The sequence below is a fragment of the Nocardioides sp. NPDC101246 genome (assembly GCF_044767415.1).
In the GTDB taxonomy this organism is placed as follows: Bacteria; Actinomycetota; Actinomycetes; order Propionibacteriales; family Nocardioidaceae; genus Nocardioides.
Map to the genome: position 1 here is coordinate 58,572 of NZ_JBIWNX010000016.1, position 24,042 is coordinate 82,613.

Annotated in this window: 20 protein-coding genes; 13 read left to right on the forward strand and 7 right to left on the reverse strand. The window is 71.1% G+C overall.

What is annotated here, in order from left to right; all coding sequences use genetic code 11:
* Positions 1-9: 9 nt before the first annotated feature.
* Together ACIRON_RS25305 and ACIRON_RS25310 are read left to right on the forward strand one after the other, a co-directional pair.
* Entirely contained in the window at positions 10-963 is a 954-nt protein-coding gene (locus ACIRON_RS25305; protein ID WP_402996649.1) for an alpha/beta hydrolase, read from the forward strand.
* A gap of 30 nt (positions 964-993) precedes the next feature.
* Positions 994-1,371 carry a VOC family protein gene (locus ACIRON_RS25310; protein ID WP_402996650.1) on the forward strand — a complete coding sequence of 126 codons (378 nt, stop codon included), beginning with the start codon at positions 994-996 and terminating at the stop codon, positions 1,369-1,371.
* Positions 1,372-1,385: 14 nt separating this feature from the next.
* On the opposite strand, the gene ACIRON_RS25315 is transcribed toward ACIRON_RS25310, so the two are convergent.
* The gene (locus tag ACIRON_RS25315; RefSeq protein ID WP_402996652.1) at positions 1,386-2,153 is read right to left on the reverse strand and encodes an IclR family transcriptional regulator; all 768 of its coding nucleotides are present in this window, start codon (positions 2,151-2,153) and stop codon (positions 1,386-1,388) included.
* 165 nt (positions 2,154-2,318) lie between these two features.
* Between ACIRON_RS25315 and aceB the strand changes: the two genes are divergently transcribed.
* From aceB to ACIRON_RS25350, 7 genes are all read left to right on the forward strand, one after another.
* A complete protein-coding gene (gene aceB / locus ACIRON_RS25320) occupies positions 2,319-3,908 on the forward strand; it encodes a malate synthase A (protein WP_402996654.1) in 1,590 nt (529 codons plus the stop codon).
* A complete protein-coding gene (locus ACIRON_RS25325; protein WP_402996656.1) occupies positions 3,905-5,131 on the forward strand; it encodes a DUF6986 family protein in 1,227 nt (408 codons plus the stop codon). Before aceB ends, ACIRON_RS25325 begins: the two co-directional genes overlap by 4 nt.
* A gap of 41 nt (positions 5,132-5,172) precedes the next feature.
* The gene (locus tag ACIRON_RS25330; RefSeq protein ID WP_402996658.1) at positions 5,173-5,640 is read left to right on the forward strand and encodes a helix-turn-helix domain-containing protein; all 468 of its coding nucleotides are present in this window, start codon (positions 5,173-5,175) and stop codon (positions 5,638-5,640) included.
* A gap of 102 nt (positions 5,641-5,742) precedes the next feature.
* Positions 5,743-6,249, forward strand: coding sequence for a 2-oxo-4-hydroxy-4-carboxy-5-ureidoimidazoline decarboxylase (uraD, locus tag ACIRON_RS25335; RefSeq protein WP_402996660.1), 507 nt, complete (start codon positions 5,743-5,745; stop codon positions 6,247-6,249).
* Complete coding sequence (uraH, locus tag ACIRON_RS25340; protein WP_402996662.1) at positions 6,246-6,584, forward strand: hydroxyisourate hydrolase; 339 nt, start codon at positions 6,246-6,248, stop codon at positions 6,582-6,584. The genes uraD (ACIRON_RS25335) and uraH overlap by 4 nt, the downstream gene beginning before the upstream one ends.
* A gap of 1 nt (position 6,585) precedes the next feature.
* Positions 6,586-7,491 carry a factor-independent urate hydroxylase gene (pucL, locus tag ACIRON_RS25345; protein ID WP_402996664.1) on the forward strand — a complete coding sequence of 302 codons (906 nt, stop codon included), beginning with the start codon at positions 6,586-6,588 and terminating at the stop codon, positions 7,489-7,491.
* A gap of 10 nt (positions 7,492-7,501) precedes the next feature.
* Positions 7,502-8,914: a nucleobase:cation symporter-2 family protein gene (locus ACIRON_RS25350; protein ID WP_402996666.1), complete on the forward strand. Its 1,413-nt coding sequence runs from the start codon at positions 7,502-7,504 to the stop codon at positions 8,912-8,914.
* A gap of 456 nt (positions 8,915-9,370) precedes the next feature.
* Here the strand turns inward: ACIRON_RS25350 and ACIRON_RS25355 are convergent, their stop codons facing one another.
* The 6 genes from ACIRON_RS25355 to ACIRON_RS25380 all read right to left on the reverse strand — a co-directional run bounded on the left by ACIRON_RS25355 (position 9,371) and on the right by ACIRON_RS25380 (position 19,017).
* Complete coding sequence (locus ACIRON_RS25355) at positions 9,371-10,672, reverse strand: guanine deaminase (RefSeq protein WP_402996668.1); 1,302 nt, start codon at positions 10,670-10,672, stop codon at positions 9,371-9,373.
* Positions 10,673-10,680: 8 nt separating this feature from the next.
* Complete coding sequence (gene xdhC, locus ACIRON_RS25360; RefSeq protein WP_402996670.1) at positions 10,681-11,508, reverse strand: xanthine dehydrogenase accessory protein XdhC; 828 nt, start codon at positions 11,506-11,508, stop codon at positions 10,681-10,683.
* Positions 11,496-13,874, reverse strand: a complete 2,379-nt coding sequence (gene xdhB, locus ACIRON_RS25365) for a xanthine dehydrogenase molybdopterin binding subunit (RefSeq protein ID WP_402996672.1) — start codon at positions 13,872-13,874, stop codon at positions 11,496-11,498. The genes xdhC and xdhB overlap by 13 nt, the downstream gene beginning before the upstream one ends.
* Positions 13,871-15,325 carry a xanthine dehydrogenase small subunit gene (locus ACIRON_RS25370; protein ID WP_402996674.1) on the reverse strand — a complete coding sequence of 485 codons (1,455 nt, stop codon included), beginning with the start codon at positions 15,323-15,325 and terminating at the stop codon, positions 13,871-13,873. Before ACIRON_RS25370 ends, xdhB begins: the two co-directional genes overlap by 4 nt.
* The gene (uraD, locus tag ACIRON_RS25375) at positions 15,322-17,277 is read right to left on the reverse strand and encodes a 2-oxo-4-hydroxy-4-carboxy-5-ureidoimidazoline decarboxylase (protein ID WP_402996676.1); all 1,956 of its coding nucleotides are present in this window, start codon (positions 17,275-17,277) and stop codon (positions 15,322-15,324) included. The genes ACIRON_RS25370 and uraD (ACIRON_RS25375) overlap by 4 nt, the downstream gene beginning before the upstream one ends.
* 207 nt (positions 17,278-17,484) lie before the next feature.
* Complete coding sequence (locus ACIRON_RS25380) at positions 17,485-19,017, reverse strand: PucR family transcriptional regulator (protein ID WP_402996678.1); 1,533 nt, start codon at positions 19,015-19,017, stop codon at positions 17,485-17,487.
* Positions 19,018-19,212: 195 nt separating this feature from the next.
* On the opposite strand from ACIRON_RS25380, the gene ACIRON_RS25385 reads away from it, so the two are divergent.
* The 4 genes from ACIRON_RS25385 (at position 19,213) to ACIRON_RS25400 (ending at position 23,979) form a co-directional block, all read left to right on the forward strand.
* Positions 19,213-20,076, forward strand: coding sequence for a hydroxypyruvate isomerase family protein (locus ACIRON_RS25385; protein ID WP_402996680.1), 864 nt, complete (start codon positions 19,213-19,215; stop codon positions 20,074-20,076).
* Between the two features lie 92 nt (positions 20,077-20,168).
* Positions 20,169-21,062 carry a 2-hydroxy-3-oxopropionate reductase gene (locus tag ACIRON_RS25390; RefSeq protein WP_402996682.1) on the forward strand — a complete coding sequence of 298 codons (894 nt, stop codon included), beginning with the start codon at positions 20,169-20,171 and terminating at the stop codon, positions 21,060-21,062.
* Position 21,063: 1 nt separating this feature from the next.
* Positions 21,064-22,839 carry a glyoxylate carboligase gene (gene gcl, locus ACIRON_RS25395; RefSeq protein WP_402996684.1) on the forward strand — a complete coding sequence of 592 codons (1,776 nt, stop codon included), beginning with the start codon at positions 21,064-21,066 and terminating at the stop codon, positions 22,837-22,839.
* 9 nt (positions 22,840-22,848) lie between these two features.
* On the forward strand, positions 22,849-23,979 hold the full coding sequence (locus ACIRON_RS25400; RefSeq protein ID WP_402996686.1) for a glycerate kinase: 1,131 nt from the start codon (positions 22,849-22,851) through the stop codon (positions 23,977-23,979).
* The last annotated feature ends 63 nt before the right edge of the window (positions 23,980-24,042 follow it).

A 24,042-nucleotide genomic window follows, 5' to 3' on the forward strand; every position in this document is an offset into this window, starting at 1 on the left:
GAGAGAACCGTGGTCACCAAGCTGGACGTCACGTTCGACAGCGCAGGGATCGAGATCGCTGCCCACCTCTATGTCCCGGACGGCGCCACCGCCGCGCCCGCCATCGTCGTCGGCCACCCGGGGACGGGGGTCAAGGAACAGGCCTCGGGGCTGTACGCCTCGCGGTTGGCCGAGCAGGGCTTCGTCACCGTCGCCTATGACGCCGCGTACCAGGGCGCCAGCGGCGGCCTTCCTCGTGGGCTCGAGGATCCGGCTCAGCGCATCGAGGACATCAAGTCGGCGGTCTCCTTCCTGACCGCCCGCCCGGAGGTCGACGCCGAGCGCATCGGGGTGCTCGGCATCTGCGCCTCAGGCGGCTACTCGCTCCCCGCGACGGCCGGCGACCACCGGATCAAGGCGCTCGGGACGGTCTGCGCCGTCGACGTCGCCCGTCAGTTCCGCCTCGGCGCCAACGGCACCCAGGACCCGACCGTGTTCCAGGCGATGCTCGACGGCGCAGCGGCCGCGCGTACGGCTCGGGCCAACGGCGAGGACCCCGGCGTCCTGCCGCTCTTCCCGACGACGGTCGACGAGGCGCGGGCGATCGGCGGCGAGCACGCGGCCGAGGGCTTCGACTACTACTGCACCCCGCGGGCCGACCACGAACGGGCCGCGAAGTCGTTCGACTGGACGAGCGTCGACAAGATGGCGACGTTCGACGCCTTCGCGCAGGTCCCGCTGATCGGGCAGCGTCCCCTGCTCATGGTGCTCGGCACCCGCGCGGAGACGGCATGGATGGCGATCGACGCCTTCCAGCGAGCTGTGGGGCCGAAGGAGGTCTTCTGGGTCGAGGGAGCGAGCCACGTGGACCTCTATGACCGCGAGCCTTACGTAGGGGCAGCGGTCGATCGACTGGGCGCCTTCTTCGCCCAGAACCTGGCGTCACCAGGAATTGCGCTCGGCAACCTCACGTCCGCGACCTAGAGTCGAGGAGTCGCGAGACAGGAGATTCCGATGAGCGTCGAGCTGAACCACACGATCGTGCACGCCTCCGACCGGGAGGCGACGGCGACCCATCTGACCGAGATCCTCGGGCTCCCCGAGGCCCAGGTCTTCGGACCGTTCCGGATCGTCGAGCTCTCCAACCAGGTCAGCCTCGACGTGGTGGAGGACCAGGGGTTCCGGCCGCAGCACTATGCGTTCAAGGTGACCGAGGCCGAGTTCGACGAGATCTTCGGCCGGATCACCGAGCGTGGCATCACCTACTGGGCCGATCCCTTCCACCGCAACGAGGGCGAGATCAACCACAACGACGGCGGCCGCGGGGTCTACTGGGAGGCCCCCGACGGGCACAACCTGGAGATCATCACGGTGCCGTACGGCGGAGCCTGATCCCTGGCGAGAGGTCAGGCGAGGTCGGCGGCGAGCTGCTTGCCGGCCTCGGTGAGTAGCGGGACGGCGCGCTCGATGAGCTCGTCGCTCATCCGGCCGGTGGGGCCGCTGATCGACATCGCCAGGCGTGGGGCGTAGTCGGGGACGGCGACGGCCACGCAGCGTACGCCTGCCTCCTGCTCTCCCTCGTCGATCGCGTAGCGGCGCTCGCGGACCTGCTCGAGCTGGCCGAGGTAGTCGTCGCGCGAGGTGATCGTGGTCGAGGTGTAGGGGACCATGTCGGTGCGCCGGAGGATGTCGCGGACCTGGTCGGGAGCCATGTCGGCGAGGATCGCCTTGCCGACGGCGGTGCAGTGCGGGGACACCCGGCGACCGACCTCGGTGAACATCCGCATCGACTGGCGCGACTCGGTGTGGGCGACGTAGACGATCTGGTCGCCGTCGAGCATCGCCAGGTTGGCCGACTCGCCGACCTCGTCGACGAGCCGGGTGAGGTGGGGGCGGGCCCAGGTGCTGAGCATGCGCGAGGAGCTCTCGCCGAGCCGGATCAGCTTCGGGCCGAGGACGTACTGCCGGTTGGCCTCCTGGCGGAGGTAGCCCAGGTCGACGAGGGTGCGGACCAGCCGGTGGATGGTCGGCAGCGGCAGGCCGGAAGCCGCGGCGAGCTGGGAGAGGCCCATGGTCCCGCCGGCGTCGGCCATCGTCTCCAGCAGCGCGAAGGCTCGCTCGATCGACTGCACGGCCCCCGTGCGTGCCTTCGGCGCCTTCTCGTTCTCGCTCACCTGAACTCCTTTGTTCTTCCGGGCTGTTCTTCCGGATGACGGAAGTCTAGCGTCGTCTAGAGGAAACCCGGCTGGTTGCGTCCCTTGTCTGACGGGATTAATATCCGCAATGCGGAAAGAAGAATCCATTCAAAGGAAAACATTAGCCCTGGGAGGGTGGAGCTCGTGAACATTCAGATCACCGGCGGCGAGGTCGAGCGAGGAACCGAGATCCTCACCCCGGAGGCCCTCGAGTTCGTCGCGGAACTGCAGCGACGGTTCGGGTCCCGCCGTGACGAGCTCCTGGCCGCCCGCCGGACCCGCCGCGAGGAGGTCGCGCGCACCGGCCGGCTCGACTTCCTCCCGGAGACGGCCGACGTACGCGCCGGCGACTGGACCGTCGCGCCCGTGCCCGAGGACCTCCAGGACCGCCGCGTCGAGATCACCGGCCCGACCGACCGGAAGATGACGATCAACGCCCTCAACTCTGGGGCGCGGGTCTGGCTGGCCGACATGGAGGACGCCAGCACCCCGCACTGGAGCAACGTGGTCGGTGGCCAGGTGAACCTCTACGACGCCGTGCGGCGGCAGATCTCGGCGATGTCCCCGCAGGGCAAGCTCTACGAGCTCAAGCAGGACGAGCGGCTCGCCACGATCGTGATGCGCCCGCGCGGCTGGCACTTCGACGACCAGCACGTCGTGGTCGACGGCCAGCCGGTGGTCGGCGCTCTGGTCGACTTCGGGCTCTACTTCTTCCACAACGCCCGCGAGCTCGTGGAGCGCGGGAGCGGGCCGTACTTCTATCTCCCCAAGATGGAGAGCCACCTCGAGGCGCGGCTGTGGAACGACGTGTTCACCTTCTCCCAGGCCGAGCTCGGGATCCCGCACGGCACCGTGCGCGCGACCGTCCTCATCGAGACCATCCCGGCCGCGTTCGAGATGGACGAGATCCTCTACGAGCTGCGCGACCACGCCTCGGGGCTCAACGCCGGGCGCTGGGACTACCTGTTCAGCCTGATCAAGTACTTCCGCGACGCCGGCCCCTCGTTCGTGCTCCCGGACCGTGCCACGGTCGGGATGAAGTCGCCGTTCATGCGTGCGTACGCCCAGCTGCTGGTGAAGACCTGCCACCGGCGCAACGCGCACGCGATCGGTGGCATGGCCGCCTTCATCCCGAGCCGCCGGGACCAGGAGGTCAACGCCATCGCCTTCGCCAAGGTCCGTGAGGACAAGGAGCGCGAGGCCGGCGACGGCTTCGACGGGTCCTGGGTGGCCCACCCCGACCTGGTGCCGATCTGCCGGGAGATCTTCGACTCCGTTCTCGGGGATCGGCCGAACCAGGTCGACCGGCAGCGCGACGACGTCTCGGTCGCCGCTGAGGACCTGCTCGACGTCGCCTCCGCGGACGGCGCGATCACGCTCGCCGGCCTGCGCGACAACGTCGAGGTCTCGCTGGTCTACCTCGACGCCTGGCTCCGTGGTGCCGGTGCCGTCGCCATCCACAACCTGATGGAGGACGCGGCCACGGTCGAGATCTCGCGCTCGCAGATCTGGCAGTGGATCCACAACGAGTCGAAGCTCGATGACGGGACGCAGGTGACCGCGGAGCTCGTACGCCAGGTCCTGGACGAGGAGATGGCGAAGCTGCTCGCCGCGGCCGACGGGATCGAGCACCGCCTGGAGCAGGCCCGCACCATCTTCGAGGAGGTCGCGCTCGCCGACGACTACGTCGACTTCCTGACCCTGCCGGCCTATGACCAGGTGGTCGGCGTATGAGTCACCTCGACGACCTCATCGGGCGGCTCGACCGCGCGCTCGCCGATGCCGACGCGGCCCTGACCGCGAGCTATCCGGGGGACCGTGGCGTACGGCAGCCAGTGCATACCGTCTACGTGCCGGGCGACCGCTACGACGAGAAGACGGTGGCGCAGTGGTCCGCCGAGGCCGGTCAGGTGCTGGCCGAGCATGCGGCGTCGATGACCGACTTGGACGCGGGGGTCCTCGACCGGGTACGGGCCAAGCTGGCCGCCGAGCCGATCGAGGACCTGCGGATCGACTTCGAGGACGGCTACGGGAACCGGCCCGACGCGGACGAGGACGCTGCCGTCGTGGCGGCCGCCGAGGCCCTCTCCGCCACCGTCCGCGACGGCTCCGCGCCGCCCTTCCACGGCATCCGGATCAAGTCCTTCGAGGCGCCGACGCGACACCGCGGGCTGCGTACGCTGGACCTGTTCCTGGGCGAGCTCGCCCGGGCCGGCGGTCTGGGCGACGGGTTCGTGATCACCCTGCCCAAGGTGACCTCGGTCGAGCAGGTCACCGCCATGGTGACCGCGCTGTCCGCGCTCGAGGTCGCCCATGGGATCGAAGCCGGGAGCCTGCGGTTCGAGATCCAGGTCGAGACGCCGCAGGCGATCCTCGGCTCCGACGGCACCGCGCTGATCGCGCGGATGATCGCCGCCGGGTCCGGTCGGGTCACGGGTCTGCACTACGGGACCTACGACTACTCCGCCTCCCTCGGGGTCGCGGCGGCGTACCAGAGCATGGAGCACCCGGTCGCCGACCACGCCAAGGACGTGATGCAGGTGGCGGCCGCCGGCACCGGCGTCTTCGTCTCGGACGGCTCGACCAACGTGCTGCCGGTCGGGGACCCCGATGCGGTGCTCGCGGCGTGGCGGCTCCACTCGCGCCTGGTGAGCCGGTCGCTGGCGCGCGGGATCTACCAGGGCTGGGACCTGCACCCTGCCCAGCTGCCGAGCCGTTACCTGGCGACCTATGCGTTCTTCCGGGACGGGCTCGAGGTCGCGAGCGCCCGGCTGCGGGCGTACGTCCACGGCGGCGACTCCAGCTATCTCGACGAGCCCGCCACTGCTGCCGCGCTCGCCGCGTTCGTGCTGCGTGGGGTGGAGTGCGGGGCGGTCGCGGCCGGGGAGGTCGAGAGCCTGGCCGGGATCGATCTGGCCAAGCTGGCCGAGCTCGCGCGGCGGCGGATCGCCGCCTGAGCCTGACGATCGCGCGGCGGCAGGCTGGGTAGCCTGCCGCCATGCGCGTCGAAGCCGAGTTCACGACCGAACCGTTCCGTGGCGAGGGTGAGCCGCCCGAGCACGCGACGGCGGCGCTGGAGGCCGCCCGCGAGGCCGGTCTGGAGTGCGACTTCGGGCCGCTGGGCACCTCCGTGCGCGGCGAGCGGGACGCGGTGCTGGCGACCCTGGCCGCGGTGGTCGCCGCGGGTCTCGACCACGGCGCCGACCAGATCACCTTCCAGGTGCGCGTCGAAGGACACAGCGCGCCGCGGCGTACGGCCGGCGGGTTGGAGGGGCTCCTCGCCGACGTCGCAGAGGAGCTCGGTGGCGACCTGCGGACGCTGGACCGGCAGGGCAAGCAGCGCGCGGTGCGGCTGCTGGAGGAGCGCGGTGCCTTCGACTACCGCAAGAGCGCCGAGATCGTGGCCGGGGCGCTCGGGGTCACCCGGTTCACGGTCTACAACTACCTGAACCGCGAACGCGAGTAGTGCCCCAGGCGTTTTCAACAAACTGTTGACTGTGATGAGCGACACATGCAATCGTTGTTGCTGTACGGAAATTAGTTTCCGCATAGCGAGAGAGAACGGTTCATGGATCTCCAGAGCTTCAACACCTCACCGCCGGATGTCGTACGTCCTGTGCTGCAGGCCTGCTGCGACGCGCCGAGCTGGGTCGCCGCCGTCCTGGCCGGCCGCCCCTACGCCGACGAGGCCGACGTCGCCCGCGCTGCCGACCGGGCCGCCCGCCGGTTCACCGCCGCCGACATCGACCAGGCGCTGGCCGCCCACCCGCGGATCGGAGAGCGCGCCGAGGGCGAGCACGCCGAGGCCGCCTGGTCGCGGCGCGAGCAGGCCGCGGTCGGCACCGACCAGGCCACCGCACAGGCTCTCGACGACGGCAACCGGGCCTATGAGGAGCGCTTCGGCCGGGTCTTCCTGATCTGCGCGACGGGCCTCTCGGCCGACCAGGTCCTCGCCTCGCTCCGCGACCGGCTCGGTCACGAGCGCGACGAGGAGGCGGCCGTGGTCGCCGACGAGCTGCGTCGCATCGCGCTCCTCCGTCTCGAGCGGGTCCTGGACGCCGAGGTGTCCGCATGACCAGCGCCATCACCACCCACGTGCTCGACACCGCGCTCGGCCGCCCGGCCGCCGGTGTCCCGGTCCGGCTCAGCCGGATCGACGCCAACGAGTCGTCCGTCGTCCTCGCCGATGCCATCACCGACGGCGACGGCCGGGTGACCGACCTGGGACCCGATCAGGTCCCGGCCGGCACCTATCAGCTCCGGTTCGGCACCGCCGCCTACTACGCGGCGACCGGTCAGGAGTGCTTCTACCCGCAGGTCTCCGTCACCTTCGCGGTCACCGACCGGCGGCACCACCACGTGCCACTTCTGCTGAGCCCGTTCGCCTACTCCACCTACCGAGGGAGCTGACATGCCCATCCGCCTTGGCCAGAACCAGTACGGCAAAGCCGAGAACCGCGTCGTACGCATCTACCGCGACACGCCTCGTCACCAGATCCGGGACCTCAACGTCTCGACCTCGCTGCGCGGGAGCTTCGACGACGCCCACACCAGCGGCGACCAGAAGGACGTGCTGCCCACCGACACCCAGAAGAACACCGTCTTCGCCTACGCGAAGAAGATCGGTGTCGCCTCGATCGAGGAGTTCGCGCTCGCCCTCGCCGACCGCTACCTCGAGGCCTGCCCGGCCGCCGAGGGCGCCCGGGTCGAGATCGACGAGTACGCCTGGGACCGGATCCAGGTCGATGGCGCGGGTCACGACCACTCCTTCGTCCGCTCGGGTGGCGGCGTACGGACCACTGTGGTGAACGTGGACGGCCGCGGTGAGGACCGGGTCGCGCATGTGGTCTCCGGCATCAAGGACCTGGTCGTGCTCAAGTCGACCGGCTCGGAGTTCCACGGCTTCCTCAAGGACGAGTACACGACCCTGCAGGAGACCACCGACCGGATCCTGGCGACCTCGCTCGTCGCCCGGTGGCGCTATGACGGTACAGACGTCGACTGGGACAAGACGTACGACTCCATCCGGGCCCTGCTGCTGCAGCGGTTCGCGGAGGTCCACAGTCTCGCGCTGCAGCAGACCCTGAACGGGATGGGCACCTCGGTGCTCGAGCAGCACGGGGACGTCGCCGAGATCAAGTTCTCCGCGCCCAACAAGCACCACTTCCTCTCCGACCTCTCGCCTTTCGGCCTGGACAACCCCGGCGAGGTCTTCTTCGCCGCGGACCGGCCCTACGGCCTGATCGAGGCCTCGGTCGTACGCGACGAGGCACCCGACGCCGGCAACGCCTGGCACGCCATCCCCGGATTCTGCTGAGGGCCGGGCCATGTTCGGTCGTAGGAGACAGACAACCGCATCCGGCCCGACCCGACCTGAGGACGAGCGGCATCCGCCGGCTCAGCTCCTCGCCTACGGCACGCAGCACATCCTGACGATGTACGGCGGCGTGATCGCGCCGCCGCTCATCGTCGGGGGTGCCGCGGGTCTCTCCGGCACGGACCTGGCGCTGCTGGTGACCGCGGGCCTCTTCGTCTCCGGCCTCGCGACGCTGCTGCAGACGCTCGGCCTCGGCCCCTTCGGCAGCCGGCTGCCGATCGTGCAGGGAATCTCGTTCGCGAGCGTGTCGACGATGGTCACCATCGCCAGCGAGGACGGGCTGCGTCCCGTCTTCGGCGCGATCATCGTCGCCGGCCTGATCGGACTCGTGCTGTCCTCGTTCTTCGCCCAGCTGGTCCGGCTGTTCCCGGCCGTCGTCACCGGCACGATCATCACGGTCATCGGCCTCTCGCTGATGCCGGTGGCGTTCCGGTGGGCGATGGGCAACGACGCGACAGCGCCGGACTACGGATCGATGACCAACATCGCGTACGCCGGGCTGACCCTGCTCATCATCCTGGTGATCAGCCGGGTGTTCCAGGGCGCGATCTCGCGGTTGTCGATCCTCATCGGGCTCGTGGCCGGGACCGTGATCGCGGTGATCGCGGGGCAGGCCGACTTCTCCTCGGTCGGTGACGCCGACCTGGTCGCGCTCCCGCCGCTCCTGCACTTCGGCAGCCCGACCTTCGAGGTCGGCGCGATCGTCTCGATGACGATCGTGGTGCTGGTGATCATGACCGAGACGACCGCCGACATCCTGGCGATCGGCGAGATCGTGGAGACCGACGTGGATGCTCGACGCGTCGCTCGCGGTCTCCGCGCCGACATGGCAGCGACCACGGTCGCCCCGCTGTTCGGCACCTTCCCGTGCAGCGCGTTCGCGCAGAACGTCGGCCTGGTGGCTTTGACCGGCATCCGGAGCCGGTACGTCGTCGCCACCGGGGGCCTCGTGCTGTTGCTCCTCGGGCTGCTGCCGGTGGTCGGCGCGGTGGTGGCGGCGATCCCGTACCCCGTGCTCGGCGGCGCCGGCATCGTGCTGTTCGGCTCCGTCGCGGCCTCCGGGATCCGTACGCTGTCGCGCGTCGACTACGAGGACAACCTCAACATGGTGATCGTCTCCGTCGCGATCGCCGTCGGCATCCTGCCCATCGCGGCGCCGACCTTCTGGGACGCCTTCCCGGAGTGGCTCGGAGTGATCATGCACTCCGGCATCAGCGCCACCGCCCTGGTCGCCGTCGTGCTCAACCTGCTGTTCAACGAGATCACCGTCGGCAACCGCTCCGGCGCGTCCGTATTCGCCGCCTCGCAGGACAGTCGCGAGGGCTTCGGCGACCGGCTCGACGACGACATCGAGCGTTCCTGACTGCCGAGACGTCACTCGCGTCGGCCGAGTGGGCACCGCGGTGCCCACTCGGCCGACGTACGTGACGGCTCGGTAGGGCCGGACAGCCCGGGGTCTGATCGCTCCTGTGGCTGAATGAATATTCTTTCGCCCGGAGGTGGGGCTCCCGGTATGAGCTGCCGAGACGTCAGTCCCGTCGGCCGAGTTGGCACGACGGTGACGTCTCGACCGACGTACGTGACGCCTCGACAAGGGCCGGGTCAGCCCGGGGTCTGATCATTTCTGCGGGTGAACGAATTTTCGTTCGTTCGAGGGTGGGGTTCCGGAATGCGCTGGCGAGACGTCACTCCCGTCGGCCGAGTGGGCACCGCGGTGCCCACTCGACCGACCTAGGTGACGTCTCGACCGACCTAGGTGACGTCTCGACCGACCTAGGTGACGCCTCGGGCGACCTGGGTGACGCCTCGGCGGGGTGGGTCAGCCGACGAGGTGCGGGTCGGGGGCGGTGATGGGGTCGCCTTCGATCCAGACGCGGTGCACGTCGGCGGGGGTGCCGAGGGCGAACATCTTGGCCAGGGCGTCGGCGGGGTCGGCGGCGTGGGCGAGGCCGACGTCGAGAGGGGTGCTCGCGGCCGGCTTGATCCACTGGGCGTCGAAGCGGCGGCCGACGCAGAAGTCGCCGATGGCAGCCCCCAGGCCGAGGGCCTCGGCGCCTGCGCGGGTGGCCAGGTGGAGGAGGTGGGTGGGGGTCAGGGGATGACCGGCCTCGCCGAGGAGCTGCTGGGCGACGTACGCCCCCAGGCCCTCCTTGAGCAGGGAGAACCCGGTCCCGGCGCCGACGTCGGAGCCCATCGCGACGCGCACCCCGTGGGCGCGGTGGCGGGCGAGCGGGAAGAGGCCGCTGCCGAGGGCGGCGTTGCTGGAGGGGCAGTGCGCGACGGCGGCTCCGCGCGCGGCCAACAGTGCGAGCTCGGGGTCGGTGGGGTGCACGTTGTGCGCCAGGACGGTGCCGGGGCCGACCAGGCCGTGGCGGTCGTAGGAGGTCACGTAGTCGCAGCCGAAGAGCGCCTCGACGGTCTCGATCTCACGGATGTTCTCGTTGACGTGGGAGGTCAGCATCGCCCCGGGCACGGCCTTCAGTACGTCGGCGCAGGCCGCGAGCAGGTCGTCGGTGCAGGACAACGAGAACCGCGGGGTCACGGCGTAGCGGGCCCGGCCGACGCCGTGCCAGCGGGCGGCGAGCGCGAGCGACTCCTCGCGCGCCCGGTCGGGGTCGGTGAACAGGTCCTCGCGGATGAGCCGGTCGCTGACCACGAGGCCGCTGGTGATCCGCAGCCCGACGCGCGCGGCCTCGGCGAAGACGGTGTCCACGGCGGGCGCGAAGTGGCTGCCGAAGACCAGCGCGGTGGTGGTGCCGGCGCCGACCAGGCCGCGGACGAAGTCGGTGGCGACGCCCTCGGCGTAGGTCGGATCGGCCAGGCGTGCCTCCTCGGGCAGCGCGGTCCGGTCGAGCCAGTCGAGCAGCGGCATGCCGAGGCCGCCGATGACGCGTACCTGCGGGAAGTGCACGTGGGTGTCGACGAATCCGGGCAGCACGAAGCCGCCGGAGAGGTCGACGACGTCCTCCTGAGGGTGCTGACGGTGCAGATCGGCGAACGACCCGCGGGCGCGGATCACGCCGTCGCGGACGAGCAGCGCGCCGTCCTGCTCGGTGCGGAGCCGACCGCCGGTGAAGGGGTCGTCGGGAGTGTCGAGGAAGGTCCCTCGGTAGAGCGTCATTCGGGATGTCACCTTGATTGTTGTTCGGTCTTCGCGGGGTCGCCCGCGAAGAGTTGCAGCAGCCGGGCCGCGACGCTGACCGCGATCGTGGCCGGCTCCTTGCCGCCGAGATCTGGGAGCCCGATGGGCGTGGTGATGCGGGCGATCACCTCGGGGGTGTGCCCCTCGTCGGCGAGCTTGGCCCGGAACCGGCTCCACTTGGCGCTCGAGCCGATCAGTCCGATCGACCCGAGATGTCCGGCCCGCAGAGCCGCGTCGCACAGGGCGGCGTCCTCGGCGTGATCGTGGGTCATGATCAGGACGTGGGTGCCCTCGGGCAGCTCGCCGATGACGAGCTCGGGCAGCACCGGCACCTCGTGGATGTGGACGCCGGCGACTGCGTCGTCGAGCCCGCGCAGCTGGTCGGGCTCGAGCTGGGCGGCACGGGAGTCGACCAGATGCAGCTCGAGGTCGTGGCGGGCCAGGATGCGGGCCAGCTCGACCCCGACGTGGCCCATCCCGAACACGGCCACGGACGGCACCACGGGCAGCGGTTCGAGCAGCAGCTCGACCTCGCCACCACAGCACTGGACGCCGTGCTGGTAGGGCGCCTTGTCGGAGAGCGACACCTTGAGCGACTCCGGTGCGGCGAGACCGTCGGTCAGCATCGCCCGGGCGCGCTCGATCGCGACCGCCTCCAGGTTGCCGCCACCGACCGTGGCCCAGGTGCGGTCGTCCGAGACGACCATCTTCGCCCCGGCCTCACGCGGCGAGTGGCCACGTACGGACATCAGGGTCACCAGTACGCCGGGAACGCGCTGCTCACGCAGCCGCTGGACGGCCTTCAGCCACTCCATGTCAGCACCTCCTCGCGAGGCTCCGTCGCGGGTTCGACAGGCGTACGTGCTCGGTCGAGCGCCCAGTAGACGGCCTCGGGCGTAGCGGGCGAGGCCAGGTCGACGCTGGTGCCGGCCGGGCCGAAGGCGGCGGCCGCCTCGCGCAGCGCCTCGCGGACCGAGAAGGCGAGCATCAGCGGAGGCTCGCCGACGGCCTTGGAGCCGTAGACGGCACCCTCCTCGTGGGCCTTCTCGAGCAGCTTTACGCGGAAGTCCTCGGGCATCTCGGAGAAGCTCGGCAGCTTGTACGTGCTCGCCGCCTGCGTCGCCAGCCGGCCCCGGTTGGGTCCGTCGGAGGTGTCCCAGCGCAGGTCCTCCAGGGTCAGCCAGCCGGCGCCCTGCACGAAGCCGCCCTCGATCTGGCCGATGTCGATCAGCGGGCTCAGGCTGTCGCCGACGTCGTGGACGATGTCCACGCGCCGCAGCGTGTAGGCACCGGTGAAACCGTCGACCTCGACCTCGGAGGCCGCGACCCCGTTGGCGAAGTACTTGAACGGCTCACCCCGCATGACGTTGGGGTCCCAGTGCAGACCCTCGGTGCGGTAGAAGCCAGCCGCCCACAGCTGCACCCGCTGGTGGTAGGCGGCGTTGACCAGCTCGTTCCAGCCGATCTCCCCTGATGCGGGGGAGAGGCCGTGGACGACACCGTCGTCGAAACGTACGTCGCTGGGGCTGATCCCGAGACGGCCACCGGCGACCTGGGCGAGCCGTTCGCGGATCTGCTCGCAGGCGTTCTTGATCGCGGCGCCGTTGAGGTCCGCACCGGAGCTGGCCGCCGTCGCTGAGGTGTTGGGCACCTTGTCGGTGCGGGTGGGGGCGAGGCGTACCCGGGACAACGGCAGGCCGAGCGCGGTCGCGGCCACCTGGAGCATCTTGGTGTGCAGGCCCTGGCCCATCTCGGTGCCGCCGTGGTTGATCAGCACCGAGCCGTCCTTGTAGACGTGCACGAGGGCGCCGGCCTGGTTGAAGGCGGTGAGGTTGAACGAGATGCCGAACTTCACCGGCGTCATCGCCAGACCCCGCTTGGTGTGCGGGTGCAGCCTGTTGAAGGCTTCGATCTCCGTACGTCGCCTGGCCACCTCGCCCGAGGCCGCCACCTGGTCCCAGCAGGCCGCCAGCCGGTCGGCCTGCTTGACCTGCTGGCCGTACGGCGTGGTCTGGTCCTGCTGGTAGAAGTTGCGGCGGCGCAGCTCGAGCGGGTCGATGCCGAGCAGCGGCGCGCACCGGCCGAGCAGGTCCTCCATGACGAGCATGCCCTGTGGTCCACCGAAGCCGCGGAAGGCGGTCTGCGAGGTCTTGTTGGTGCGTGCGACCCGGCCGTCGACACGGATGTTCGGCACCCAGTAGGCGTTGTCGATGTGGCACAGCGCTCGAGCCAGCACCGGCTCGGAGAGGTCGAGGCTCCAGCCGCCGTCGGCGGTGAGCGTGGCCTCGAGGCCGACGATGTGCCCCTCGTCGTTGAACCCGGCGCGCCAGGTGCTGTGGAAGCCGTGGCGCTTGCCGGACATGGTGATGTCCTGGGTGCGGTTGAGGCGCAGGCGGACCGGCCGCCCGGTCAAGGTGGCGCCGAGCGCGGCGATGGCCGCGTAGCCGTGCGGCTGCATCTCCTTGCCGCCGAACGCGCCGCCCATCCGCAGACACTGCACGGTGACTTCGTGGCTCGGTACGCCGAGCACGTGGGCGACGATCTCCTGGGTCTCCGACGGGTGCTGGGTGCTGCTGTGCACCAGCACCTGGCCACCCTCGTCGACCAGGGCGAGCGAGACGTGGGTCTCGAGGTAGAAGTGCTCCTGACCTGCGAACTCGAACTCGCCCTCGAAGACATGGGCGGCGTTCTCGATCGCCGCGACGGCGTCGCCGCGCTCGAGGTTGCGCGGGGTGCCCTGGAAGCTCTCGGCGGCGATCGCCTCCGGCACGGTGACCAGCGACGGCAGCGGCTCGTAGTCGACCTCGACCGCGGCCGCGCCCAGCCGGGCCGCCTCCTGGGTCTCGGCGAGCACCCAGCACACCGCGTGGCCGTGGAACATCACCTCGGTCGGGAAGAGCGGCTCGTCGTGCTTGACGCCCGCGTCGTTGATGCCGGGTACGTCCTCGGCGGTGAGCACGCGGACGACGCCCTGGACCTCGTGGGCCGGGGCGGTCCGGAGCGCGGTCACCAGGGCGTGCGTGTGCGGGGCCTGGACCGGCCAGGCGTGCAGCGTGCCGGCGATCCGGCCCACCAGGTCGTCGGTGTAGAGCGCCTCGCCGGTGACGTGCAGCGCGGCGCTCTCGTGCGGGAGCGGGATCCCGACGATCGGGTTGTCGGGGCGTTCGGACAGGGCGCTCATACGGGCACCTCCTCGCGGTGGGTCTCGGGGTGGGTGTGGAACAGGCGCAGCAGCGACTGGCCGAGCATCGCCGAGCGGTAGGACGCGCTGGCGCGGTGGTCGTCCATCGGGGTGCCCTCGCCGGCGAGGACGGCCGCGGCGCGGCGTACGGTCTCCTCGGTCCAGGGCCGGCCGACCAACATGTCCTCGGTGGCGACGGCGCGCAAGGGCGTCGCGGCGACGCCGCCCAGGCCGATCCGGGCGCGGACCACGGTGCCGTCGACGACCTCGAGCGCGTAGCCCACGGCCACGCTGGAGATGTCGTCGAAGCGGCGCTTGGCGATCTTGTGGAAGCCGACGAGCGGGGCCAGCGGCAGCGGAAGGCGTACGCCGCGGATCAGCTCGTCGGCGGCCCGGACCGTCTCGCGGTAGCCGGTGAAGTAGTCGGCCAGCGGGACGACCCGCTCGCCACGGGGCGAGGCCAGGACGACGTCGGCGTCGAGCGCGAGCAGTGCCGGCGGGGCGTCGCCGATCGGGGAGGCGGTGCCGATGTTGCCGCCGATCGTGGCGCCGTTGCGGATCAGGCGCGAGGCGAACTGCGGGAAGAGCTCGGCCAGGAGCGGGACCCGCCCGTCGAGGCGACGCTCGATCTCGGTCAGGGTGAGCGCGGCGCCGATCTCGATCGTGTCGTCCCCGACCGTGAGCGAGCGGAGCTCGGGCAGTCGGTCCACCGCCACGACCAGCGGCGCGCGGCGGCCGCGGATGTTGACCTCGACGCCCCAGTCGGTCGAGCCGGCGACCACTTGCGCCTCCGGCCGCTCGGTGAGCAGGGTGAGGGTCTCGGCGAGGGTCGCGGGGCGTACGAACTCGGCGCCGTCGACGGCGATCCGGGTCGGGCGCGGCGCGGGCGGTGGTGCCTGGCGGCGGGCGGCGAGCGCGTCGTCCTCGTCGGGGGCGCCCAGTGCGTACGCGGCGTCGCGGATCGGGCGGTAGCCGGTGCAGCGGCACAGGTTGCCGCTCAGGGCGTGCAGGTCGACCCCGTTCGGGCCGTGCTCGTGGTCGCACGTCCCCGCCTCGGCATCGGCGCTGCGCCCGGGGCGGTAGAACTCCGCGGCCAGGCTGCAGACGAACCCGGGGGTGCAGTAGCCGCACTGCGACCCGCCGCGGACGGCGATCTCCTGCTGGACCGGGTGGAGGTCGCTGCTGGTGCCGAGGCCCTCGCTGGTGACCAGCTCCTGACCGTCGAGCGCGGCGACCGGGACCAGGCAGGCGTTGACGGCGGTCCACTCGGTCGCGGTGTCGGTGCCGGGCCGGGCGACCAGCACCGAGCAGGCGCCGCACTCGCCCTCGGCGCAGCCCTCCTTGGCGCCGGTCAGGCCGCGGCCTCGCAGCCAGTCGAGGGCGGTGGTGTGGGCGGCGACCCCGGTCAGGGGGACCTGGTCCCCGTTGACGGTGACTGAGGGATCGGTCATGGCTGGCTCCGGATCGGGTTGCGGGTGCGGGCGCTGTGGATCGGGTTGGCGTCACGCAGGAAGTCGTCGAAGCGGTGGCCGGCGATCTTGGCGATCTCGATCAGCGCGGCGGCGTGCTCCTGCCGTTCGCAGTTGCCGAGCCGCGACCGACCCTCGGCAAGGATCCGGTCGAGCGAGTCGGAGTCGCGTACGGAGATGACCAGCGGGAAGCCGAACCGCTCGTGGTAGGCGTCGGTGAGCGAGGTGAGCGCCTCCTGGTCCGGCTCGGCCAGGTGGGTCAGGCCCTTCGAGGACTGGTCGCGCAGCGACTCCTCGCCGACGAGGCCCTCGGAGACCAGCCGCGAACCCAGCTCGGGGTAGGCCTCGATCAGCTCGCGCTGCTCCTCGGCGGTGCCGCTGAAGAGGGCGTCCTGGAAGGCGCGGCGCAGGGCGTGCGTGTCGGCGAACGGACGCTGCTCCCAGGCCCGCTCGACCATCCACCGCGGTCCCTGGAAGAGACCGTCGAACGTCTCCACGAACTCCGTACGCCCCATCTGGTTGACCTGGTCGAGCCGGACGCCCTCGCCGGGCTGGCCGGCGACGGCGGGGCCGTAGTCCGGGCCGACGTGGTGGAACAGGATGTTGAGTGCGATCGCGGTGAGGCTGCCGAGGGTGATGCCGCTGCCGAAGATGATCTCGGCCCATCCCGGGACGGCCTGGGCGACCTCGGGCTGCGCGGTGACGTACATCGCCAGGCCGACGCTGGTCGCCACGATCACGACGTTGCGGTGGTCGTGGAAGTCGACCTTGCTGAGCGTCTGGAAGCCGACGACCGCGACCGTCGCGAACATCGCCAGGGCGGCGCCGCCGAGGACCGGGTGCGGGATGCCGGCGACGATCGCGCCGACCTTCGGGAGCAGCCCGATGAACACCATGATCAGCCCGGCCGTGGCGACGACCCAGCGGCTCTTGACCCGGGTCAGCCGGACGAGCCCGACGTTCTCGGCGAAGCAGGTGTAGGGGAAGGAGTTGAAGACGCCGCCGATGGTGGTGGCCAGGCCGTCGGCACGCAGGGCGCGGGCGATGTCGGTGCGGCCGATCCGCTTCTCGACGATCTCGCCGGTGGCGAAGACGTCACCGGTGGTCTCGACGGCGGTGATCAGCATGACGACGATCATCGACACGATCGCGGCGGCGGAGAACTGTGGCCAGCCGAAGTGGAACGGGGTGGTCACACCCACCCAGTCGGAGCCGGCGACCGCGTCGAAGTGGGCGTCCCCGAGAGCCCACGCGACGAGGGTGCCGACGACCAGGCCGACGAGCACGGCGACGGTGGCCATGAAGCCCTTGAACACGCGCTGGATGATGACGATCAGAGCCAGGGTGCCCAGGGCGTACGCCAGGTTGCGACCGCTGGTCGGGTCCGAGGTCGGGCCGGCGCCACCGGTCGCGTCCGCGGCGGCGACGGGGAGCAGGGCGATGCCGATGATGGTGATCACCGAGCCGGTCACGACCGGCGGGAAGAACCGGATCAGCCGGCTGAAGTAGGGGGCGATGAAGAAGGTCGCCAGACCGGCCACGATCACCGCACCGTAGATCACGAGCAGCCCGTCGGTGCCGCCTCCGGCCGCGAGCCCGATCGCGATCATCGGCGAGACGGCGGTAAAGGTGACACCCTGCAGCAGCGGCAGGCGTACGCCGACCTTCCAGAAGCCGACCGACTGGATGATCGAGGCGATGCCGCAGGTGAACAGGTCGGCGTTGATCAGGTGGATCAGCTCCTGCTGACTCAACCCGATCGAGTTGGCGAGCAGGATCGGGACGATCACCGCTCCGGCGTAGAACGCGAGCACGTGCTGGAGGCCGTAGACGGCGAGCTTGGGCGCCGGGAGCACCTCGTCCACGGGGTGGGTGGGGCGGCCACCGTCCTTCTTCTGGGGCCGCATCGACCTCAGGACTGCTCTCGCGTTCATCCTCACACCTTTCTCGGGGCGCCCTGGTGGGCAGGTGAGCTGTGACTCTCACCACAGCCTGGTCTCTCGGGGCCCCGAGCGGCACCCGCCGATCATCCGAAGATGGGGTCTGCGTGGATCTGGGCTTTGTGTGATCCTCCAGGATGCCGCGCGGCCGGTTTCGGAGGGGTTTCCGTGGCGTGAAACCGGCCGGCGCTCGGGGATGGTTCAGAGCGATCTGAGGGCGAGGAAGACGTCGACGCGGTCCTCCATCGTGGTCAGGTCACGGCCGGTCAGCTCCTCGACCCGGGAGATCCGGTAGCGCACGCTGTTGACGTGGAGATGGAGCGACTCGGCAGTACGCGTCCAGGACCCGGCGTACGTCAGGAACCGCTCGAGCGTCGGCACCAGATCGCTGCCGGTGCGCTGGTCGTGCTCGAGGACGGGGCCGAGGACGCGCTGCGCATAGGTGCGGCGGATGTCGTCGGGGACGGTGGCGAGCAGGAGTACGTGCGAGGTGACCTCCTCCGAGCTGGACAGGGCCACCGCGCCGCCGCCGGAGCGCGCGACCCGGTGCGCGAACCGGGCCTCCTCGAGCGCACCGGCCAGCGCGTCGATGCCGCTCTCGCCGCTCAGCCCGACCGACAGCGAGCCGCGGACCAGGGCCGGCGCCAACCGGGTGAGCGAGCGGCGCAGCTGGTCGGTGAGGTCCGGACGGGACGGAAGGAACGCGACGGCGCAGCCGTCGCGGGCGCTCGCGACCACGGACGGCCCCAGGCCGAGAGCGACATCCTCGAGCACCGCGGCCACCGCGTCCGGCGGACCACCCGGCCCGAGCTCGGCCACGGCGAGCACGAGAGGCCGTTCGGGATCGAGCCCGGACTGGCGCAGCCCGGTCGCGATCTCGGCAGGTGAGGCGCCGGCCTCCAGGTGGGCGAGGGTCGCCGCCGCGAGGGGTCGCCGGACCCGGAATCCCTCGTCGCGCCGGGACCGGTCCAGCGCGGTGATGGCGCCGAACTCGTGGACCATGTCGAGGTCCTCCCGCGGCCAGGTGGTGTGGTCGCCCTCGACCGCCACGGTCCATCCGGTGAGGCGGTCGGCCAGGCCCGATCCGATGGGGAACAGGGAGTAGCTGCGGTCGCCCACCTCGGCCACGGCGGGCAGCAGGTCGGCGGTCAGGAAGCGGCGGGTCAGCGCGTCGACCGTGTCCGGATCGAGCTCTCCGGGGCCGGGTACGACATGGCGCCCGCTCGCGGTCAGCACCCGGCACGCATGGCCGATCTCGGAGGCCACCCGGGCGGCCAGCTCGTCGAGGCTGCGGCCCGAGGCGATGGCGGAGAGGAGCTGGCGCTGGCGGGCCAGGCTGGCCGACATCCGGGCGCTCGCGCCGGCAGCGCCGGCGGCCGCGACGTACTCGGTGACATCGGCGAACGCCACGTCGCCGGGCACCTCCACCAGGGCGACCTGATGGCGGTGGCAGGCGTCGACGAGGTCGTCGGGAACCGCGCCGAGCAGGGCCGCTCCGGCCAGCAGACAGGTCGCGCCGCCCTCCGCGATCGAGGACACGAACGTCTCGCTGTCCTCGGGTCCGCGGCGCCAGACGAGGCCGGTGAGGACGAGCTCCCCGCCGTTCAGATAGCGGCCCGGCTCGAGCAGGTCGATCGTGATCGTCCGCCCCACCGGACGCTCCAGCGAGCCCTCCGGGGCGTGCAGGAGTCGCAGGCCCAGGGTGGGCGTCTCCAACAGCTCTGCCAGTAGCACGGTGCCTCCACGGTCCGCAGTCCGTCAGCCGCGTCTTGGAGGAACGTACAACGCCCGCGCCCGTACGCGGGAGGCCGTTGTCGTTTCTTCACCACTTTGCGGCCGAGTCCGAGACGCGGGTTGACGTGACTCCGCTCACATCCTTATATTTCGAATGTCAGAAATCAAATTCCGCATTACGGAAGGAACGGTGCGATGACCCACCAGCTCCGGTACGAGGTGAACTGCTCGATCCTGTTCACCGAGCTCCCGCTGCTCGAACGCCCCGCGGCGGTGAAGGCCGCCGGCTTCGACGCGGTGGAGTTCTGGTGGCCGTTCGCGGAGGCGGTGCCGTCCGACAAGGACGTGGACGCCTTCGTCGCCGCCGTTCAGGACGCCGGGGTGCAGCTCGTCGGCCTCAACTTCTTCGCCGGCGACATGCCGGCCGGCGACCGCGGCCTGGTCTCCTGGCCGGCCCGGTCCGCGGAGTTCCGCGACAACATCGACGCCACGATCGGCATCGGCGAGCGGCTCGGCTGCGCCGCGTTCAACGCCCTCTACGGCAACCGCGTCGACGGCGCCGCCCCCGAGGCGCAGGACGAGCTCGGCGCCGAGAACCTCGCGCTGGCCGCCCGTGCTGCAGCCCGCATCGGAGGCACCGTGCTGGTCGAGCCGGTCAGCGGTGCCGACCGCTATCCGCTGCTCACCGCCGCCGACGCGATCGCGGCGATCGACCGCGCCGGCGAGGCCAACATCGGCCTGCTCGCCGACCTCTACCACCTCGCCGTGAACGGCGACGACGTCGACGCGGCGATCGCTGCGTACGCCGCTCGCGTCGCCCACGTCCAGATCGCCGACGCCCCGGGCCGCAATGAGCCCGGCACCGGCGAGCTCCCGCTCGAGCGGCAGCTCGCCGCCCTCGAGGCGGCCGGCTACACCGGCTGGGTCGGGCTGGAGTACAAGCCCACCAACACCTCGGCCGAGAGCTTCGACTGGCTGCCGCGCGAACGCCGCAAGCTCGCCCCCGATGCCGAGTCGGCTCGTCCTGACCGGAACCAGCGCCGAGTCGGCGCGTCATGACGAGCCGACTCGGCGCGGATCTTGGTCAGGACGAGCCGACTCGACCAGCCGCGTACGCCACCCACTGATCACCCCCGTAGGAGAAGAACGTCATGACCAACATCGCCTTCATCGGCCTCGGCATCATGGGCAGCCCGATGGCCGCCCACCTCGTCGCCGCCGGTCACACCGTCGCCGGCTTCGACCACAACCCCCAGCGCACCCAGGCCCTGGCCGCGGCGGGTGGCCGGGCAGCCGAATCCACCGCCGACGCCTGCCGCGACGCCGACGTCGTCTGCGTCATGGTCCCGGACTCGCCCCATGTCGAGGAGGTCCTCGCCGCCGAGGACGGGGTCTTCGACGCCGCCCCGGCCGGCGCGCTGATCATCGACTTCTCCAGCATCCGCCCCGACGTGAGTGCGGCATTGGCCGAGCAGGCGACGGCGCGTGGCTTCCGCATCCTCGACGCTCCGGTCTCCGGCGGCGAGGCCGGTGCCAAGAACGCGGCCCTCTCGATCATGGTCGGTGGCGAAGCCGACGACTTCGCCACCGCGAAGCCGCTCTTCGACGCCGTCGGCAAGACCATCGTCCATGTGGGCCCGAGTGGCGCCGGCCAGACGGTCAAGGCGGCCAACCAGCTCATCGTCGCCGCCAACATCCAGGCGCTCTCGGAGGCGGTCGTCTTCCTCGAGGCGTACGGCGTGGACACCAAGGCCGCCCTCGAGGTGCTCGGTGGCGGGCTCGCCGGCTCGAGCGTGCTCAACCAGAAGAAGGAGAACATGCTGACCCGCTCCTTCCAGCCCGGGTTCCGGATCGACCTGCACCACAAGGACATGGGCATCGTCACGGCAGCCGCCCGTGAGGCCGGCGTCGTGGTCCCGCTCGGCTCGCTGGTCGCCCAGCTGATGGCGAGCGCGCGGGCCAACGGCGACGGCGGCCTCGACCACTCCGCGCTGCTGCGCGGCGTCGAGCGCCTGAGCGGCTCCGTCACCGAGAAGGAGAACTGAGATGGCACGCATGCGCGCGGTCGACGCCGCCGTCCTGATCCTGGAGAAGGAGGGCGCGACCCAGCTCTTCGGCCTCCCCGGCGCCGCGATCAACCCGTTCTACAGCGCGATGCGCAAGCACGGCGGACTCCAGCACGTCCTCGCCCGCCACGTCGAGGCGGCCTCGCACATGGCCGAGGGCTACACCCGGGCGAAGGCCGGCAACATCGGCGTCTGCATCGGCACCTCCGGCCCGGCCGGCACCGACATGGTCACCGGTCTCTACTCGGCCTCCGCCGACTCGATCCCGATCCTGTGCATCACCGGCCAGGCGCCGGTCGCGAAGCTCCACAAGGAGGACTTCCAGGCGGTCGACATCGCCGCCATCGCGGGTCCGCTCACCAAGATGGCGGTCACCGTGATGGAGCCCGCCCAGGTCCCGGGCACCTTCCAGAAGGCGTTCCGACTGATGCGCGAGGGACGTCCGGGCCCGGTCCTGATCGACCTGCCGCTCGACGTCCAGCTGGCCGAGATCGACTTCGACATCGAGACGTACGAGCCCTTGCCGATCGCCAGGCCGGCGGCCAGCCGTGCCCAGGCGGAGAAGGCGCTGACGATGATGCTGGCCGCGGAGCGCCCGCTGATCGTCGCGGGCGGTGGCGTGGTCAACGCCGACGCCGCCGACCTGCTGGTCGAGCTCGCCGAGGTCACCGGGGTTCCTGTCGTCCCCACTCTGATGGGCTGGGGCACGATCCCGGACGACCACGCGCTCAACGCGGGCATGGTGGGCCTGCAGACCTCCCACCGCTACGGCAACGCGACCATGCTGGCCAGCGACTTCGTCCTCGGCATCGGCAACCGGTGGGCCAACCGCCACACCGGCTCGGTCGAGACCTACACGGCCGGACGTACGTTCGTGCACATCGACATCGAGCCGACCCAGATCGGCCGGGTCTTCGCGCCGGACTACTCGATCGTCTCCGACGCCCGGGCCGCTCTGGAGATGCTCGTCGAGGTCGCCCGGGAGTGGGCGGGCTCCGGCCGGATCCCGAGCCGCGCCGCCTGGGCCGAGGAGTGCGCCGAGCGCAAGCGGACGCTGCACCGCAAGACGCACTTCGACAATGTCCCGATCAAGCCTCAGCGGGTCTACGAGGAGATGAACCGCGCCTTCGGGCCCTCGACCCGGTACGTCACCACGATCGGCCTGTCCCAGATCCAGGCTGCGCAGCTGCTGCACGTCTACCAGCCGCGGCACTGGATCAACGCCGGCCAGGCCGGCCCGCTCGGCTGGACCCTCCCGGCCGCGCTGGGGGTCGCGACCGCCGTTCCCGACGGCCAGGTCGTCGCGCTCTCGGGCGACTACGACTTCCAGTTCCTGATCGAGGAGCTGGCGGTCGGCGCCCAGTTCAACATCCCCTACATCCACGTGGTCGTGAACAACTCCTACCTCGGCCTGATCCGCCAGGCCCAGCGCGGGTTCGAGATGGACTACTGCGTCCAGCTCGCCTTCGACAACGTCAACAGCCCCGAGGTCGACGGCTACGGCGTCGACCACCTCAAGGTCGCCGAAGGCCTGGGCTGCAAGGCGATCCGGGTGACCGACCCCGCCGATCTGGGTGCCGCCTTCGAGAAGGCCAAGGCGCTTCAGGCGGAGTATCGCGTGCCGGTGCTGGTCGAGGTCATCCTCGAGCGCGTCACCAACGTCTCGATGGGCCTCGAGATCGACGGCGTCGTCGAGTTCGAGGAGCTGGCCGAGCGCGGCGAGCACGCCCCGACCGCGCTCGTCCCGCTGGACTGAGGCCGGCCTGTGGTCCGCGTGCTGGTCGCCTCCGACAAGTTCAAGGGGTCGCTCACCGCTGCCGAGGTCGCGGCGGCGGTGAGCGCCGGGATCCGCCGGGGGCGTCCCGACGTGGTCGTCGACGCGATCCCGGTCGCCGACGGCGGCGACGGCATCCTGGCCGCGGCCGAGTCCGCCGGGTTCGTCCTCGTCCCGGTCCGCGTGGCCGGTCCGACGGGCGAGCCCGTCGAGACCGCGTACGCCCGGCGGGACGACGTCGCGGTCGTCGAGCTCGCCGACGCGTCCGGGTTGGCGCGGCTGCCGGGTGTGCCGGATCCGCTGCGCTCCTCCAGCCTCGGGACCGGACAGGCGATGGCGGCCGCGATCGATGCGGGCTGTCGCCGGATCGTGCTCGGGATCGGAGGCAGCGCCAGCACCGACGGCGGGGCGGGCCTGCTCTGCGGGCTCGGCGCCAGGCTGTTCACCGTTGCCGGGGAGCCGGTGGGTCCGGGCGGAGCCGGGCTCGAGGAGGTCGCCCGGATCGAGGTCGACGAGCTGCGGCGGCGCCTCGAAGGGGTCTCGGTCACCGTCGCGTGCGACGTCGACAACCCGCTCACCGGCCCGACGGGTGCGGCCGCGGTCTATGGCCCACAGAAGGGCGCCGATGCGGACCAGGTCCGACGGCTCGACGCCGCGCTCGGTCGCTGGGCATCTCTGGTGGCGTCGTTCACCGGGACCGACCTTCGTGATCACCCCGGGACCGGAGCGGCCGGCGGTGTCGGCTTCGCCGCGCTCGCCCTGCTGGGCGCGCAGCTGCGATCGGGCATCGAGCTCGTCCTCGAGCTCGTCGACTTCGCCTCGGCCCTGGACGGTGCAGCCCTCGTCGTCACCGGCGAAGGGGCGCTCGACGAGCAGACCCTCAACGGAAAGGCGCCGGCAGGCGTCGCCGCCGCGGCCGCCCGCGCCGACGTCCCGGTCGTGGCGGTCTGCGGGGTCAACCATCTCGACCACGACCGGCTGCGGGCGGCCGGGATCGGTGCTGCGTACGCCTTGGTGGACATCGAACCCGACCTGGCCCGTTGTCTGAGCGACGGTGCGGTCCTGCTCGAGCAGGTCGCCGAGCGGATCGCCGCCGACCATCTGATCAGGGAGGACGCATGAGCTGGTGGCGGAATGCTCACCGAGGTAACTCGGTGAGCGCTCACCTCCTTCGTGGAGTTCCAC